This is a genomic window from Actinomadura madurae (assembly GCF_900115095.1).
Lineage (GTDB): Bacteria > Actinomycetota > Actinomycetes > Streptosporangiales > Streptosporangiaceae > Spirillospora > Spirillospora madurae.
On sequence record NZ_FOVH01000001.1, the window covers coordinates 1101072 to 1114993 of the forward strand.

The window sequence follows — 13922 nt, forward strand, 5'->3', positions numbered from 1 at the left end:
GCCGCCCGGGGGACGCCCACCCAGGCGCCCCCCGCGGTCACACCATGTACTGGTCGTGGCGCAGGTAGAGGTCGGTCCATTCGTCGTCGCCGAGCTGCCGTCCGGTGGCGGCGATCTCCGCCAGCTCCTCGAAGTACGCCTCGCGCGGCGCGCCCGGGGTGAACAGCAGGAGCATCGACGCCGGCTCGCCCGACTCGTTGCGGAAGCCGTGCACGCCGCCCTCGGGGACGAACAGGAAGTCGCCCGGACGGGCGTCCTTCCAGCCCGTCCCGTCGTGCAGCCGGACCGTCCCGGACAGGATGTGGAACGACTCGGTGATCGTCCGGTGGAAGTGCGGCATCGGGCCGGACGGCCGCGGCCCCATCTCCCACCGGTAGAGCCCGAAGGCGCCGTTCGTCGTGCCGCCCGTCGCCAGGTAGTGGACCTGCGTACCGCGGTGGACGCGGTCGTCGTCCGCCGCGCCGACGAGCAGGTCGGGCGGCGCGTCCGCGGGACGCAGCGTCGCGCTCGCCTCGCCGGCGTCTGCGAAGTAGCGGGCGTCGGGATAGGTCATCTACACCACCAGGTTCAGCAGGAGGACGAACACCAGACCGCACACCGAGATCACGGTCTCCATCAGCGACCACGTCTTGATGTTCTGCCCGACGGTGAGCCCGAAATACTCCTTGACCAACCAGAATCCGGCGTCGTTGACGTGGGAGAAGAACAGCGAGCCGGCCCCGATGGCGAGGACGAGCAGCGACGTCTCTCCGCTGTCCAGGCCGCTGACCAGCGGCGCGAGGATGCCGGCCGCGGTCACCGTGGCCACGGTCGCCGACCCGGTGGCGAGCCGGATGAGGACGGCGACCACCCAGGCCAGGAACAGCACGGAGAGCCCGCTGTCCTTGACCCAGTCGGCGACGAGGTCGCCGATCCCGGTGTCGATGAGCGTCTGCTTGAAGCCGCCGCCCGCCGCGACGATCAGCAGGATCCCGGCGATGGGCGGCAGCGACTCGGTGACCGAGGTGGTGATCGACTGCCGGTTCATGCCGGCGCCGAGGCCGAGGGTGAACATCGCGACGACGACCGCGATGAGCAGCGCGACCAGCGGCGTGCCGAGGTTGTCCAGGACGGTCCGGACGCGGTCGCCCTCGTCCAGCAGGATGTCGGCGAACGCCTTGCCCATCATCAGGACGACGGGGAGCAGCACGGTGAGCAGGGTGACGGCGAACGACGGGCGCCGCCGGCCCTCGCCCTTCGCGACCTCTTCCTCGTCGTCCGCGGCGCCGGTGACGTACATCTGCGGCGGAGCCACGTCCACCCAGCGGGACGCGTACCGGGCGAAGACGGGGCCGGACAGCGCGATGGTCGGCAGCGCGACCAGCACGCCGAGGCCGAGCGTGATGCCGAGGTCGGCCTTGAGGGCGTCGATGGCGACGAGCGGGCCGGGGTGCGGCGGGACGAGCCCGTGCATGGCCGACAGGCCGGCCAGGGCGGGGATGCCGACCGCGATGATCGACAGCCCGGAGCGCCGCGCCACCAAGTAGATTACCGGCATCAGCAGGACCAGGCCGATCTCGAAGAACATCGGCAGGCCGATCAGCGCGCCGACGAGGGCCATCGCCCACGGCAGGAACCTGCGCCCGGACCGCCCGACGATGGTGTCGACGATCTGGTCCGCGCCGCCGGAGTCGGCCAGCAGCTTGCCGAACATCGCGCCGAGCGCGATGAGCGCGCCGACGCCGGCCGCCGTGTCGCCGAACCCCTTGCCGAACCCCTCGATGGTGTCGGCCATCGGCAGGCCCGCGATGGCGCCGACCAGCACCGAGCCGAGCGTGAGGCTCAGGAACGGGTGCACCTTGAAGTAGGTGATCAGTACGACGATCAGCGCGATGCCGGCGAGCGCGGCCGGCACCAGCCGCCCGCTCGACGCGGCCGGCTCCGCGGCCAGCACGATCGGGTGCATGGCGTCATCCTCCTGGGAGCGGTGCAAATGACGATGGTCGCCCGAGTGTGACGCTTATGACCTGCTCTTAACAAGAGATGGAGCGGAAAAAACATATCTTTATCGGGACCTGCCCTCGCTTCGTGTGATGATTGGGGCATGACGGAGACCCCGCAGACCGGACTGCACGGCAGCGTCCTCGACACGCTCGGCACGCTGATCACGTCCGGAGCGCTGCCCGCGGGCGAGGTGCTGCGGATCGAGCAGCTGGAGTCCCGGCTCGGGGTGTCCCGGTCGGTGGTCCGGGAGGCGATCCGGGTCCTGGAGTCGATGGGCATGGTGACCAGTCGCCGCCGGGTCGGCGTCACGGTCGCCCCGCGGCAGGGCTGGAACCTCTTCGACCCGCAGATCATCGGATGGCGGCTCGACGGCGACGGGCGGGAAGAGCAGCTGCGCTCGCTCGGGGAGTTGCGCCGCGGGCTGGAGCCGATGGCCGCCGCCCTGGCCGCCCGCCGCGCGACCCCCGCGCAGTGCGGGACGCTGACCGGCGCCGTCATGGAGATGGCCGTGCACGGCAAGTCCGGCGACCTGGAGGCCTACCTGACCGCGGACATCCTCTTCCACCGGACGCTCCTGGAGGCGTCCGGCAACGAGATGATCGGCGCGCTGAGCGGCGTGGTCGCCGCCGTCCTGGCCGGCCGCACCCACCACCACCTGATGCCCGCGCATCCCGAGCCGATCGCGATCCGCTGGCACGCGGAGGTGGCGCAGGCCGTCCAGTCCGGCGACGCGGACGCCGCCGAGCGGGCCATGCGCGACATCGTCGACGAGGCGACCCAGGCGATGCTGGATCCGCGCGACTGACCGAGCCGCCGCGCTCAGCGGCCGCCCGTCAGAAGAGCGTGGGCGGCTCGGCCGGGACGGGTTCCGGCAGCGGTTCCAGCTCCGGCACGCGGGCCCTCACCTCGGCGTGGAAGCGGCGGGCGAGGTCGAGCGCGTCGGCGTTGTCCGGGGTGTGGACGAACACGGTCGGCGAGCGTTCCTCCCGCAGCCACTCGGTGACCCGGCCGATCCAGAACCGCCAGCCCTCGACGGTGCGCCCGGTGTCGTCCCGTCCGAGGTAGCGGACGATCGGACGGTCCGTCAGAGCCGCCGAACGGCGCGGCACGCGCGGCTTCTTCGTCCACGCGTCGCGTTCGGCGTCACTGGTCGGAGGGCTCTGGAAGAACACGGTCGTGTCGAACGGCACCCACTCGGCCCCCGCCCGCGAGAGCACCCGTTCGAGGTCGCGGACGCACCCCGCGTCCTCGAAGAACGCGCGATGCCGCACCTCGACCGCGTACCTGTGCTCCGCGGGGAGCCCGTGCAGGAAGCCGGCCAGCGTCCCGAGGTCTCCGGGGCCGAACGAGGCGGGCAGCTGCACCCAGAGGGCGTGCGCCCGTGACCGCAGGGGCTCGATCGCGTGCAGGAACGTCCGCAGTTCCTCGCCGCCCCTGGCGAGCCGGCCCTCGTGCGTGACCTGCTTCGGCAGCTTGAGCACGAAGCGGAAGTCTTCGGAGGTCTGCTCCGCCCACGACTCCACCGTGGCGCGCGACGGCGTCGCGTAGAAGGTCGTGTTCCCCTCCACCGCGTCGCACCAGCTCGCATAGGCCCTGAGCCGCTCGCCCGGCGGCAGCGACGGCGGCACGAAGCGCCCCTGCCACCGCGCGTGCGCCCACATCGCGCACCCCACATGAAGCCGCATGGCCCCGACGCTACCGGTGTCCCGCGCGCCGCGGAGCCGTCCGGGCGGGCTCACCCGGAGCGGGAACCGAGCCCGTCCTTGGACGTCCACCACAGCCGCGGGAGGAGCGGGGCGACGGTGCGTTCCTCGACGCAGCCGCGCCAGACGCCGAGGCCGTAGGCGAACTCGTCCAGGACGCGCAGGCCCGTCCACGTCAGGGGGCCGAGGGACGAGCCGCCCTGGCGGCGGAGCGCGGCGGCGGCGGGCCCGAGGACGGCCGCCGCGAGGGGGAGGCGCAGGCGCGGGACGGCGACGCCGACCGGGACGGCCAGCGGCCACCACGTCCGGGTCACCGTGCGGCCGAGGACCTCCCCGGCCGCGAGGGTGCCGCCGGACGCCATGCGGACCGCCAGCGGCCACGGCCGGTCCGTCCAGGCGGCGAACTTGCGGGCCAGCAGCGCCGTGCCGCCCGCGGTGACGGCGAGCCCGGCCACGGGGGAGCCGGCCGCCGCGAGGCCCCAGGCCAGCGCGCTCCAGCCGGACATGGTCAGCGCGGGAAGCTCCTCGGGATGCCGGATCGCCAGCGGCGCGGCCGACGTCCCGTAGTCGTGCCTGCGGGCGAGCCAGGCCCGCAGCCGCGTCCGGTGCCGGTGGGCCACCACGGACCCGGGGACGTAGCGGACGTGGTGGCCCTCGTCCGCGAGCCGCCACACGAAGTCGACGTCCTCGCCGACGCGCATGCCCTCGTCGAAGCCCGTCCCGAACGCGGCGCGCCGGACGACCAGGGCGGCGCTCGGCACGTAGGAGACGGCCGAGCGCGGCCGGACGATGCTCTCCGCGGCGCCCATGTCCAGAGCCGAGCCCTCGGCCTCATAGCGGGCCAGCACCCCGGAGCCGGTGACGTGCGAGGTGATGCGGGGCGCGACCGCCGCGACGGCCGGGTCGGCGAAGTGCGGCAGCAGCGCCCCGAGCCAGCCGGGCTCGGGCACGCAGTCGGAGTCGACGAACGCGATGAAGGGCGTCCGGGCCGCGCGTGCGCCGGTGTTGCGGGCCGCGCCCGCCCCGCCGTTCGCGTCGCGGCGGATCAGCCGGGCGCCCGCCCGGGCCGCCGCCTCGGCGATGGGCCGGGGATCGGGGGAGCCGTCGTCCACCACGATGACCGGGTGGTCCGGTCCCAGCCCGGCCAGGCATCCGGCGAGCTGCTCGGCTCGCCCGTAGGCGGGCACGACGACCGTCACCTCGGCCGGGTCGGCCGCCCGTTCCGGCGGGATCGGGTGCATCATGCCCGCCTGCACGAGCCGCCGGGCGAGGAGCCCGCCGCCGCGGCCGGGTCCTACCGGGGCGCCGTCGCTCCACCTCCGGACGAGGCCGGCGCCGTCCGGGGTCAGCCGGACGATGCGCGCGGGCGCGCCGCCCAGCAGGACGCGCCCGTCCTCAAGGGGTGCCAGGCCCGGATCAGGACGGAGCCGGAAGCCGGCGGGCATCGGGGTCTTAGCCGAGTTCATCGTCGAGCCTGTCGAGAAGTGACCGGGTCAGGGCTTGGAAGAGGCGCGCGCCCTCGGCGGCGCTCGCGCCGGCCGGGTCGCCGAGGACGCCGTTGGGGCTGACCGCGCGCACCCCGCCCGCCCGCAGCCTGGGCATGAGGGCGGGCAGCGCCTCGGTGGCCCCCTTCTCGGCGAGGTCCAGGCGGACCGCCTCGGGCGCCAGATGCAGGAGGAGCGAGGTCTCGGTGCGCCCGGCGTGCGCGTCGCCGCCGCGGACGTCCAGGTGGTGGACGAGGAGCCGCCGCCCCTCCCGGGAGCACAGCTCGGCCGCCTGCCGGAGGGCGTCGACGTTGCCGCCGTGCCCGTTGACGATCAGCAGGGCGGGCCAGTGCCGGGACGCGTCCCGCGCCAGTTCGGTGACCTGCCGCGCGAGGGCCTCGGTGCCGATGCTGAGCGTGCCGGGGAAGCCGGCGTGCTCGCCGCTGGCGCCGTAGGGGAGGGCGGGGCCGAGGTCGGCCGCCGGGCGGGCCCGGTGGGCGTGCGCCGCGACGGCGGAGGCGATGCGGGTGTCGGTGTCCAGCGGCAGGTGCGGCCCGTGCTGTTCGAGGGAGCCCGCTGGGACGAGCAGTACCCGGCCCGGCCTCTGCGCCTCCGGCCATGTCGCGTCGACGAGCGGGCGGCTCATCCGGTGAAACCGCCGTCGACGTGGAGGGCCGCACCGGTGGTCGCCGATGCGCCGTCCGAGCACAGCCACACCACCGCCGAGGCGATCTCGGCGGGGTCGAGCAGCCGGCCCAGCCGCTGGTGCCGGGCCAGCTCGCCGGCGCCGGAGAGCCCGTAGACGCCGGCGGTGCGGTCGAGCAGCGCGGTGGCGGTGCCGCCGGGCAGGACCGCGTTGGCCGTGACGCCGCTCGGCCCGAGGTCGGCCGCCAGCGCGCGGACGTACCCGAGCGCCGCGTGCTTCGCGGCGACGTAGGACGCCAGCCGTGGCAGCCCCCGCTCCCCGGCGGAGGAGACGACGGCGACGAAGCGCCCCCGGCCGCGCGGGGCGCGCAGCAGGCGCGGCACGGCCGCGCGGGCGAGGTTGGCCACCCCGTGCAGGTTGACCGACAGGTCGCGGTCGAGGTCGGCCGGGGCCAGCTCCCAGGCGGGCCCCTCGGCGCCGATGATCCCGGCGACGGCCACGGCGGCGACGAGCCGGCCGTCCGCGGCGTCCACGAGCCGCGCCGTGTCCGAGAGCGACCGGACGTCGCAGGGCAGCGCCGCGACGCCCGCGCCGAGGCCCCGGCAGCGCTCCTCCACCTCGGCGAGGTCGCGGGCGCCGGCCAGCGGGTAGCCGAGACCCTCGACCGCGTCGGGGGACGGGACGTCGCCGAGCACGAGGTCGTAGCCCGCGGAGGCGAGCGCGCCGGCGACCGCCGCGCCGATGCCGCGGGCGGCGCCGGTGACCACCGCGACCGGGCGCCCCGCCGCGCTCACGGCCGCGGTTCCTCCACGGCGCCGAGCGTCCGCGTGAACCCCGGCGGGACGAGCACGTCGCCGGGCGTCAGCTCGTGGACGGACGAGCGGCCCAGTGCCAGCAGGGACGAGTCGATCCCGGCGCGCAGGATGTCGAGCACGTTCTCCACGCCGGCCTGCCCGTTCGCGGCGAGGCCCCACAGGTAGGCGCGCCCGATCATGACGGCCTTCGCGCCGAGGGCCAGCGCCTTGACCACGTCGCCGCCGCGCCGGACGCCGCCGTCGAGCAGGACCTCGGCCTGGCCGCCCACCGCGTCCGCGACGGCGGGCAGCGCGCGGATCGGCGCGGGCGTCCCGTCGAGGTTGTTGCCGCCGTGGTTGGACACCGAGATCGCGCTCACCCCGGCGTCCACCGCGCGCAGGGCGTCGTCGACCCGGCACACGCCCTTGAGCATGAACGGCCCGTCCCACTGCTCGCGCAGCCAGCGGACGTCCTCCCACGACGGGGGAGGGGTCTGCATCCACTGCCCGTAGGCGCCGAAGAACGTCGGGGGCTCAGCGCCCGGGTCGGCGAGGTTCGGCGTGGTGAGGTCGGGCAGGCGCCTGGTCTTGGCGTACTCGTAGAGCCAGCGGGGGCGCGTCACCGCCTGCGGCGCGAGCTTCGCCATGGCCTTGAGGTCGAGGCGCTCGGGGATCCACGGGCTGCCCCAGTCGCGGCTGTGGGAGAACGACCAGTCGAGCGTGGCGATGAGGCCCTTAGCCCCGGCCGCGCGCGCCTGCTCCATCCGCCGGGCCATCTCGTCCTTGGTGCCCATCCAGTACATCTGGAAGAACACCTGGGGGTTGGCCGCGACGACCTCGTCCAGCGGCTTGCTCGCGAACGAGCTGAGCCCCATCGCCGTCCCGCGCGCGGCGGCGGCCCGCGCCACCGCCACCTCGCCCTCGGGGTGCACGGCCTGGACGCCGGTCGGGGAGATGATCACCGGCAGCGAGATCTGCTGGCCGAGGACGGTGGTCTCCATGTCGCGCTTGGCCGACAGGCCGGCCACGTGCGGGGCGAACCCCAGCTCGCCGAACGCCTTCATGTTGTCGTCGTAGGACACCCCGCGCTCGGAGCCCGCCAGCAGCGCGCTGTACACCGACCTCGGGAGACGCCGTTTCGCTCGCCGCTGCGCCTCGACGACCGTCTCGAACCAGCCACCGCTCATGATCGTCCTCTTGTGTCGTGCCCGGCCAGCGGGCTCTCGTCGCAGAAGCGGTCCGGGCGCCCGGAAGCGGGCATCGCGGGCATGCCGAGCGCGACCGGCCGGGCTCGCACCGGCCCGGTGTGGGAGTGGTCGCCGCTCGGGCGCGGCGCCCCGGTGCGGTCGGCCGAGCGCAGCGCCGCCTCGCCGTGTCCCTTGACGCACTCGGGGTCGGGACCGTCCAGCGGCAGCCCGGTGAAGAACTTGGCCGCCATGCAGCCGCCCCGGCAGGCGTCGTAGGCGGAGCACCGCGTGCAGGCGCCGCCGGTGTCGGGCCGCCGCAGCTCGGTGAACAGCTCCGACTCCCGCCAGACCGTGGCGAAGCCGCCCTCGTCCCGCACGTTGCCCGCCAGGAACCGGTCATGGATGGCGAAGGGGCAGGCGTACACGTCGCCGACCGGGTCGATCAGGCACACCACCCGGCCCGCGCCGCACAGGTTCAGCCCCGGCAGCGCCGACCCGAACGCCGACAGGTGGAAGAAGGAGTCCCCGGTCAGGACGCGCTCGCCGTGCTCGACCAGCCAGTGGTACAGGTCCTCCTGCTGCGCCGCGGTGGGGTGCAGCTCGTCCCACACGTCGGCGCCGCGTCCGGACGGCCGGAGCCTCGTCAGCCGCAGCTGCGCGCCGTACCGGTCGGCGATCGCCTTGAAGGCGTCCAGCTGGCCGGCGTTGTGGCGGGTCACCACGACCGACACCTTGAACTCGCGGAACCCGGCCTCGTGCAGGTTCTCCATCGCGCGGATCGCGGTGGCGTAGGAGCCGCCGCCGCGGACCGCGTCGTTGACGTCCGCCGTCGCGCCGTCCAGCGAGATCTGGACGTCCACGTAGTCGCTGCGGGCCAGCCTCGCCGCCACCTCCGGCGTGATCTTCACGCCGTTGGTGGAGAACTTCACGCCGACGCCGCGGTCGGTGGCGTAGTCGACCAGCTCCCAGAAGTCGGACCGGACCGTGGGCTCGCCGCCGCCGATGTTGACGTAGAAGACCTGCATCCGCTGCAGCTCGTCGATGACGCCCTTCGCCTCGGCGGTGGTCAGCTCCCGCGGGTCCCGGCGGCCCGAGCTGGACAGGCAGTGGACGCACGCCAGGTTGCACGCGTACGTCAGCTCCCACGTCAGGCAGATCGGGGCCTGGAGCCCGTGCTGGAAGTGGTCCACCAGGCGGCCGGCGGACGGGCGGGGTGCCGTCGCGGTGCTGGTCACCATGCCTGCTCCTTCAAAAGAACGGCTCCTTCGGGGGGACGGCTCAAAGCCGCGGGACGAGCATGTCGGAGGACGCCAGCGTGGACAGCGCGGTCCGGTACCGGCCGAGATCGTCCTCGGGCACGCCGGCCCCGAGCAGGGCGTCCCGGGCCCGGGGCTGGTCGCCCAGGGCGCGGACGGCGTCCAGCAGCCTGCGGTCCTTCAGGAACGACAGCCGCCGCGTGCCGTAGTGGTAGAGCAGCGCCCCGAACGGCTCCGGCCGCACCGCCACCTGGGGATGCAGGTCCCAGGCGGCGTCCAGGTCGAAGTCGCTCGCGGCGGGTGTCCGGTCCATCGGCGGGTCAGTAGACGCCGCACATGCCGTCGATCGAGACCTCCTCGACGAGCAGGTCCTCCTCGACGAGTTCCGGGCCGGTCGCGGTCTCGTCCTCGGCGGGGGCCGTGGATGCGGTCGCGGTCTGGGAAGCGTCGCTCATGGGAGACTCCCTGAAAATCGTGCACGCACGATCGCGTGTCGTGGCCGCCACAATAATGGCACCGAGTGCCGAAAGGAAGGGGGCCCGGTGACGGGACCGTCCGCGCCCCGCGTCGGCCGCCGGCCGCGCACGTCCCGCAGCGAGCTGGAGCGCGTCGCGCTGCGGCTCTTCGACGAGCGCGGCTTCGAGGAGACGACCGTCGACGACATCGCGTCCGCCGCCGGCATCGGCCGCCGCACCTTCTTCCGGTACTACGGCTCGAAGAACGACGTGGTCTGGGGGGACTTCGAGGGCGAGCTGGAGCGCATGCGCGAGCGGTTCGCCGCCTGGCCGCCGCGGGCCCCGATGATGGACGCGCTGCGCGAGGCGATCGTGGAGTTCAACCGGCTCGACCCGGCCGAGGTCCCCTGGCACCGGCTGCGGATGACGCTGATCCTCCAGGTCCCCGCGCTCCAGGCGCACTCGACCCTCCGCTACGCGGACTGGCGCGCCGTCGTCGCCGGGTTCGCCGCCGCCCGCCTCGGACGTCCCGTGGACGACCTGATGCCGCAGGCGGTCGCGGCCACCTGCCTCGGCGCCGCCGTCGCCGCCTACGAGCAGTGGCTCCGGCGCCCCGGAAGCGACCTCGGCGATCTGCTCGACACGTCCCTGCGCGCCCTCGCCCGGGGCTTTCAGGAGTAGCCCCCTCACCGCGCGGGCTGGGGGCGGGGGAGAGGACGCAGGCCGGAGGCGAGGGCGAGGGTGACGGTCACCGAGGCGGCGGCCATGATCGCCATGGCGAGCGCGGGGGAGGTGAGCTGGGCGACGCCGCCCCCCAGCGCCGCGCCCACGCCCTGCATGGCGAGCATGCCGGACGCGTGCAGAGCCAGGGCGTGGCCGTGCATGGAGACCGGCGTCAGGGCCATGAGGCGGTCCTGGAACAGCAGGGTGGAGGCATAGCCGACGGAGGCGAGCAGGACGGCCGCCACGCCGATGGGGAGCGGCGGCCCGCCCGCGAAGACCAGATAGGGCGCCGCCAGCAGCAGGAGCAGTGGTGTGCCCAGACGTTCGCGCAGGTGGTGCGGGACGAAGCGGCCCGCCGCGGTGTCGCCGATCAGCATGCCGGCGGCGCCCGCGGTGAGCAGGAGGCCCGCGTGGTCCGGGGAGTAGGAGACGAAGAGCGCCTCGCAGCCGACGATCAGCCCGTTCGGCACCCACATCGCCAGGAAGGTCGCGCGGCGCGGGGCGGACGAGAGCAGCCGGACGTTGCCGTGCCAGGTCTGCGCGACGCTCGGGCGGCCGGTGGCGCGGGGCGGGCGCCGGCTCAGGCCGGCGAGCACCAGGACCCCGGAGAGGAGGTAGAGGACGGCCCCGGTGAGCAGGGTGCCCCGGGACGAGAACGTCGCGACCAGCACGCCGCCGATGGCGAAGCCGCAGATCTGCATGGTCCCGGCGGACATGTTCAGGACCGAGCGGCCGAGGATCTGGCCCTCGCGGGGAAGGATCTCGCTCAGCAGGCTGTAGCGGACGCCGGCGCCGAGCGAGGCGACCAGGCCGAGGGCCAGCACGATGACCAGCAGGACCGCCACCGGGAGCCCGGGGACCGCCATCGCGGCCGTGCCCGCGGCGAAGACCAGGGCCATGCAGGCGAGCGCGTTCCGGGGCGGCAGGCGGTCGGCGGCGGACAGGAGGGTCAGCGCGCCGACCATCTGGGCGAACGAGCCCCCGAACATGCTGAGCGCCGAGAGCAGCGGCGACCGGGTCGCGTCGTACACGAGCGTGCCGAGCGCCAGCGCGCCGATGGTCTGGGCGGACACGTGCACCGTGAACGACGCGAAGAGCGGCGTGTACTCCGGTGCGCGGAAGAGCTCCCGATACGTGCGCATGATCGAAAGGCTCCGGCCCGGCGCCGGGCGGCCGTTAATGTTTCGCAGGGAGGCGAAACATGGGGTCGTGGTGGCTGATCAACGCGGACACCCTCGCGGGCGGGCGGTTCGTCGTCTCGGCCCTGGCGGAGACGACCGCCTGCCTGCGGGCCCTGCACGCGGGGACCGCGGCGCATCCGGGGGAGCGGGCCTGGTTCGACGCCCATCTGGCCGCGTACCGGCAGGTCCTCCGGCGGGAGCCGGTCACCGCCGCGCTGCTGGAGGCGGCCCTCGGCGCCCGGACCAAGTGGAGCGCCGACTTCCTCACCCCGCCGCATCCGGGCACGGGCTCGCCGGAGTTCCACGAGGAGCTCGCGACCATCCGCCGGACCCCTGCCGAGCGGGCGCTCGCCGACCTGGAGGTCTCGCTCGGGCACCCGCTGCCCGCCGAGCTGCGCCGCCCCGACGTGCCCGAGCGGATCGCCGCCCTGCTGGAGTGGGTCTGGACGCACGCCGTCGAGCCCGACTGGGAACGCCGCCGCCGCCTCCTCGAGGCCGACGCGGTCGCGCGGGCCGGGCAGCTGAGCCGGGGCGGCTGGGCCGCCGCGCTGGACGACATGCGCCCGGGGATGCGGTGGCTCGGTGACGGCCGCCTGCAGATCACCGCGCACGACTTCCCGCCGCGCGACATCTCCGGGGCGCAACTGCTCTTCGTCCCGGTCACGCCGCGCCTGGGGTGGGTGGCCTGGGAAGAGCCCGACCCCGACCGGTACGTGATCGTCTACCCCTGCGCGGCACCGCTGGCCGGCGCGGGCGGCACCGCCGTCCCCGAAGCGCTCGGACGGCTCCTCGGGCCGGCACGCGCGAGCGTCCTCGTCCACCTCGCGACGCCGCTGAGCACCACTCAGCTCGTCGCGCTGACCGGCCAGGGCCTCGGCTCGGTCGGCCGCCATCTCAAGGTGCTGCGCGACGCCCGCCTGGTCGACCGCCGCCGCGCCGGGCGATCCGTCCTGTACTACCGGACGGCCGCCGGGGACGCTCTCGTGGAGGCGCAGGTCAGCGGCCCGGCGTGACGCCGGCGGGCGACCGGCCGGCGCCGCGGCCGCAGGCGGGGCCGGCGGGGTCCAGCGCGTGCCCGGCGGGGTCGAAGACGGCGTCGGCGGGGTCGAAGCAGCGGCGCAGGACGCGGTGCCACGGGTTGGCGACCGCCCCCGGGTACAGGACGGCCACCGCCAGGCAGTACTTGCTGATCCTGACCGGGCGGGCGCCCATCCGGCGCAGCAGCCGGTCGGCCGGGGCGTCCACCGCCGCCGACTTGGACTCCACCAGCAGCCAGTCGTCGCGGCCCCAAGCCCGCGCGCCCGGCCGGGTGCAGACGAGCCCGAAGTCGAGCGTGACGCGCCCGGTGCCGCGGCGCTGGGCGAGCGTCAGCCGCCGGTACGACGTGGTCGCCGAGGAGACCAGGGGGGCGGGCGGGTTCATCCGGTAGGCGGCCAGCAGCGTCTCCCAGAGGAAGTCCTCGGCGGGCGGCGTGATCCGCGTGCGGCAGGCCGGGTCATACGGCATCCGGCGCTTGTCGGTGGCATCGCGCGCCCCGTTCACCTTCACCTCGAACATGCACTCGTCGCTGTCCAGGTACGTCCGGGTGCGGATCTTGAACCGCCGGCGCCGGTCCTGCACGTGCTGCCGGTAGGTGAGCAGGCCGGGGGTGTCGAAGTAGGTCGAGGTGTACCGGAACGTGCGCAGCCCGCCGATCTCCAGCACCGCGTGCGTCCCGGCGATCCTGTCGAGCAGTTCGGGCGCCAGCCGCGCCGGGAGGATGTACTTGCGGTCCATGCGGAGCTGCAGCGCCGACCGGGCCAGCACGCCGTCGAGCCCGATGGCGGGCAGGCGCGCCGCGGCGGCGCCGATCAGCGCGGCGGTGTCCGTCACGTGGTGCTCCCCGGCAGCGAGTCCTCCGGGGCGGAGGCCCTGGTGGCCGGCACGCGGACGGTCTCGCGCCGCGGGGCGCGGGGCAGGAAGCGCACGTCCACCACCGTGATGTCCCGGACGTAGTCGACCTCGATCACCGAGTGCCGCAGCAGCGTGCCGCCGAGCCGGTTCTCCAGGTCGGCGCGCAGCGCCCCCTCGTGGGGGTGCACGACGTCCAGCGTCACGACGCGCTGCACCGTGCGGGGCGGCAACCGGGGATGGTCCGCCACGTACATGACGCCGAGCAGCACCGCGTCCAGCGGGAGCGCCACCCACGGCGCCTGGGCCGCCAGGCCGTTGACCAGGCCGAGGGCGAGCGAGACGAAGTAGTAGCCGACCTCCTCCTGGGTCAGCGCGCTGGACCGCAGCCGGATGATCGACAGCACCCCGAACAGGCCGAAGCCGATCGCGAGGTCCGCCCGCTGGACGAGCAGCAGCGTCACGACCGTGAAGACGCCGGCGTTGACCGAGACGTAGGCGAGCCGCAGGTCCCGCCGGTAGTGGCGGTAGAAGTAGATCAGGTGCGCGAGGATCGTGATCGCGACCAGGTCCACGGCCAGGCCGTAGATGACGTCAGTGCGCACGGTTACCCCTCTGGA

At 74.6% G+C, this 13922-nt stretch carries 16 protein-coding genes; 3 read left to right on the forward strand and 13 right to left on the reverse strand.

Annotation, left to right across the window (positions count from 1 at the left end):
• Positions 1 to 37: 37 nt before the first annotated feature.
• Together BM339_RS49605 and BM339_RS05220 are read right to left on the reverse strand one after the other, a co-directional pair.
• A complete protein-coding gene (locus tag BM339_RS49605) occupies positions 38 to 553 on the reverse strand; it encodes a cupin domain-containing protein (protein WP_075020032.1) in 516 nt (171 codons plus the stop codon).
• Entirely contained in the window at positions 554 to 1945 is a 1392-nt protein-coding gene (locus BM339_RS05220; RefSeq protein WP_021596609.1) for a GntP family permease, read from the reverse strand.
• Positions 1946 to 2083: 138 nt separating this feature from the next.
• Here BM339_RS05220 and BM339_RS05225 point away from each other — a divergent pair, with 138 nt between their 5' ends.
• Positions 2084 to 2788, forward strand: coding sequence for a FadR/GntR family transcriptional regulator (locus BM339_RS05225; protein WP_021596608.1), 705 nt, complete (start codon positions 2084 to 2086; stop codon positions 2786 to 2788).
• A 28-nt stretch (positions 2789 to 2816) separates the two neighbouring features.
• On the opposite strand, the gene BM339_RS05230 is transcribed toward BM339_RS05225, so the two are convergent.
• Genes BM339_RS05230 through mftA form a run of 8 tightly spaced genes read right to left on the reverse strand, consistent with a single transcriptional unit; the run spans position 2817 to position 9508 of the window.
• On the reverse strand, positions 2817 to 3668 hold the full coding sequence (locus BM339_RS05230; RefSeq protein WP_075020160.1) for a DUF72 domain-containing protein: 852 nt from the start codon (positions 3666 to 3668) through the stop codon (positions 2817 to 2819).
• 50 nt (positions 3669 to 3718) lie between these two features.
• Complete coding sequence (gene mftF, locus BM339_RS05235) at positions 3719 to 5152, reverse strand: mycofactocin biosynthesis glycosyltransferase MftF (RefSeq protein WP_075020033.1); 1434 nt, start codon at positions 5150 to 5152, stop codon at positions 3719 to 3721.
• The gene (mftE, locus tag BM339_RS05240; RefSeq protein WP_024936567.1) at positions 5139 to 5816 is read right to left on the reverse strand and encodes a mycofactocin biosynthesis peptidyl-dipeptidase MftE; all 678 of its coding nucleotides are present in this window, start codon (positions 5814 to 5816) and stop codon (positions 5139 to 5141) included. Before mftE ends, mftF begins: the two co-directional genes overlap by 14 nt.
• Positions 5813 to 6610, reverse strand: a complete 798-nt coding sequence (locus BM339_RS05245) for a mycofactocin-coupled SDR family oxidoreductase (protein WP_024936568.1) — start codon at positions 6608 to 6610, stop codon at positions 5813 to 5815. The genes mftE and BM339_RS05245 overlap by 4 nt, the downstream gene beginning before the upstream one ends.
• Positions 6607 to 7797 carry a pre-mycofactocin synthase MftD gene (gene mftD / locus BM339_RS05250; RefSeq protein ID WP_075020034.1) on the reverse strand — a complete coding sequence of 397 codons (1191 nt, stop codon included), beginning with the start codon at positions 7795 to 7797 and terminating at the stop codon, positions 6607 to 6609. The genes BM339_RS05245 and mftD overlap by 4 nt, the downstream gene beginning before the upstream one ends.
• Positions 7794 to 9035 (reverse strand): mycofactocin radical SAM maturase, encoded by a 1242-nt coding sequence (gene mftC, locus BM339_RS05255; RefSeq protein ID WP_021598932.1) that lies wholly within the window; start codon positions 9033 to 9035, stop codon positions 7794 to 7796. The genes mftD and mftC overlap by 4 nt, the downstream gene beginning before the upstream one ends.
• A 40-nt stretch (positions 9036 to 9075) precedes the next feature.
• Entirely contained in the window at positions 9076 to 9366 is a 291-nt protein-coding gene (gene mftB / locus BM339_RS05260; RefSeq protein ID WP_075020035.1) for a mycofactocin biosynthesis chaperone MftB, read from the reverse strand.
• A gap of 7 nt (positions 9367 to 9373) precedes the next feature.
• The gene (gene mftA / locus BM339_RS05265) at positions 9374 to 9508 is read right to left on the reverse strand and encodes a mycofactocin precursor MftA (RefSeq protein WP_021598934.1); all 135 of its coding nucleotides are present in this window, start codon (positions 9506 to 9508) and stop codon (positions 9374 to 9376) included.
• Positions 9509 to 9595: 87 nt separating this feature from the next.
• Between mftA and mftR the strand changes: the two genes are divergently transcribed.
• Entirely contained in the window at positions 9596 to 10189 is a 594-nt protein-coding gene (gene mftR / locus BM339_RS05270) for a mycofactocin system transcriptional regulator (RefSeq protein WP_021598935.1), read from the forward strand.
• A 5-nt stretch (positions 10190 to 10194) separates the two neighbouring features.
• Here the strand turns inward: mftR and BM339_RS05275 are convergent, their stop codons facing one another.
• Positions 10195 to 11373, reverse strand: a complete 1179-nt coding sequence (locus BM339_RS05275; RefSeq protein WP_075020036.1) for an MFS transporter — start codon at positions 11371 to 11373, stop codon at positions 10195 to 10197.
• Positions 11374 to 11432: 59 nt separating this feature from the next.
• Here BM339_RS05275 and BM339_RS05280 point away from each other — a divergent pair, with 59 nt between their 5' ends.
• The gene (locus BM339_RS05280) at positions 11433 to 12425 is read left to right on the forward strand and encodes an ArsR/SmtB family transcription factor (RefSeq protein WP_075020037.1); all 993 of its coding nucleotides are present in this window, start codon (positions 11433 to 11435) and stop codon (positions 12423 to 12425) included.
• On the opposite strand, the gene BM339_RS05285 is transcribed toward BM339_RS05280, so the two are convergent.
• Positions 12409 to 13284: a polyphosphate polymerase domain-containing protein gene (locus BM339_RS05285; RefSeq protein ID WP_075020038.1), complete on the reverse strand. Its 876-nt coding sequence runs from the start codon at positions 13282 to 13284 to the stop codon at positions 12409 to 12411. The two genes, BM339_RS05280 and BM339_RS05285, sit on opposite strands and share 17 nt — an antisense overlap.
• Positions 13281 to 13907, reverse strand: a complete 627-nt coding sequence (locus tag BM339_RS05290) for a DUF4956 domain-containing protein (RefSeq protein WP_021598939.1) — start codon at positions 13905 to 13907, stop codon at positions 13281 to 13283. The genes BM339_RS05285 and BM339_RS05290 overlap by 4 nt, the downstream gene beginning before the upstream one ends.
• Positions 13908 to 13922 lie beyond the last annotated feature (15 nt).

What these genes read in the sequence shown, in the direction of transcription:
- BM339_RS49605 (WP_075020032.1), bottom strand. Translation starts at nt 553, where the DNA reads ATGACCTATCCCGACGCCCGCTACTTCGCAGACGCCGGCGAGGCGAGC.
- BM339_RS05220 (WP_021596609.1), bottom strand. Translation starts at nt 1,945, where the DNA reads ATGCACCCGATCGTGCTGGCCGCGGAGCCGGCCGCGTCGAGCGGGCGG.
- BM339_RS05225 (WP_021596608.1), top strand. Translation starts at nt 2,084, where the DNA reads ATGACGGAGACCCCGCAGACCGGACTGCACGGCAGCGTCCTCGACACG.
- BM339_RS05230 (WP_075020160.1), bottom strand. Translation starts at nt 3,668, where the DNA reads ATGCGGCTTCATGTGGGGTGCGCGATGTGGGCGCACGCGCGGTGGCAG.
- mftF (WP_075020033.1), bottom strand. Translation starts at nt 5,152, where the DNA reads ATGAACTCGGCTAAGACCCCGATGCCCGCCGGCTTCCGGCTCCGTCCT.
- mftE (WP_024936567.1), bottom strand. Translation starts at nt 5,816, where the DNA reads ATGAGCCGCCCGCTCGTCGACGCGACATGGCCGGAGGCGCAGAGGCCG.
- mftD (WP_075020034.1), bottom strand. Translation starts at nt 7,797, where the DNA reads ATGAGCGGTGGCTGGTTCGAGACGGTCGTCGAGGCGCAGCGGCGAGCG.
- mftC (WP_021598932.1), bottom strand. Translation starts at nt 9,035, where the DNA reads ATGGTGACCAGCACCGCGACGGCACCCCGCCCGTCCGCCGGCCGCCTG.
- mftB (WP_075020035.1), bottom strand. Translation starts at nt 9,366, where the DNA reads ATGGACCGGACACCCGCCGCGAGCGACTTCGACCTGGACGCCGCCTGG.
- mftA (WP_021598934.1), bottom strand. Translation starts at nt 9,508, where the DNA reads ATGAGCGACGCTTCCCAGACCGCGACCGCATCCACGGCCCCCGCCGAG.
- BM339_RS05275 (WP_075020036.1), bottom strand. Translation starts at nt 11,373, where the DNA reads ATGCGCACGTATCGGGAGCTCTTCCGCGCACCGGAGTACACGCCGCTC.
- BM339_RS05280 (WP_075020037.1), top strand. Translation starts at nt 11,433, where the DNA reads ATGGGGTCGTGGTGGCTGATCAACGCGGACACCCTCGCGGGCGGGCGG.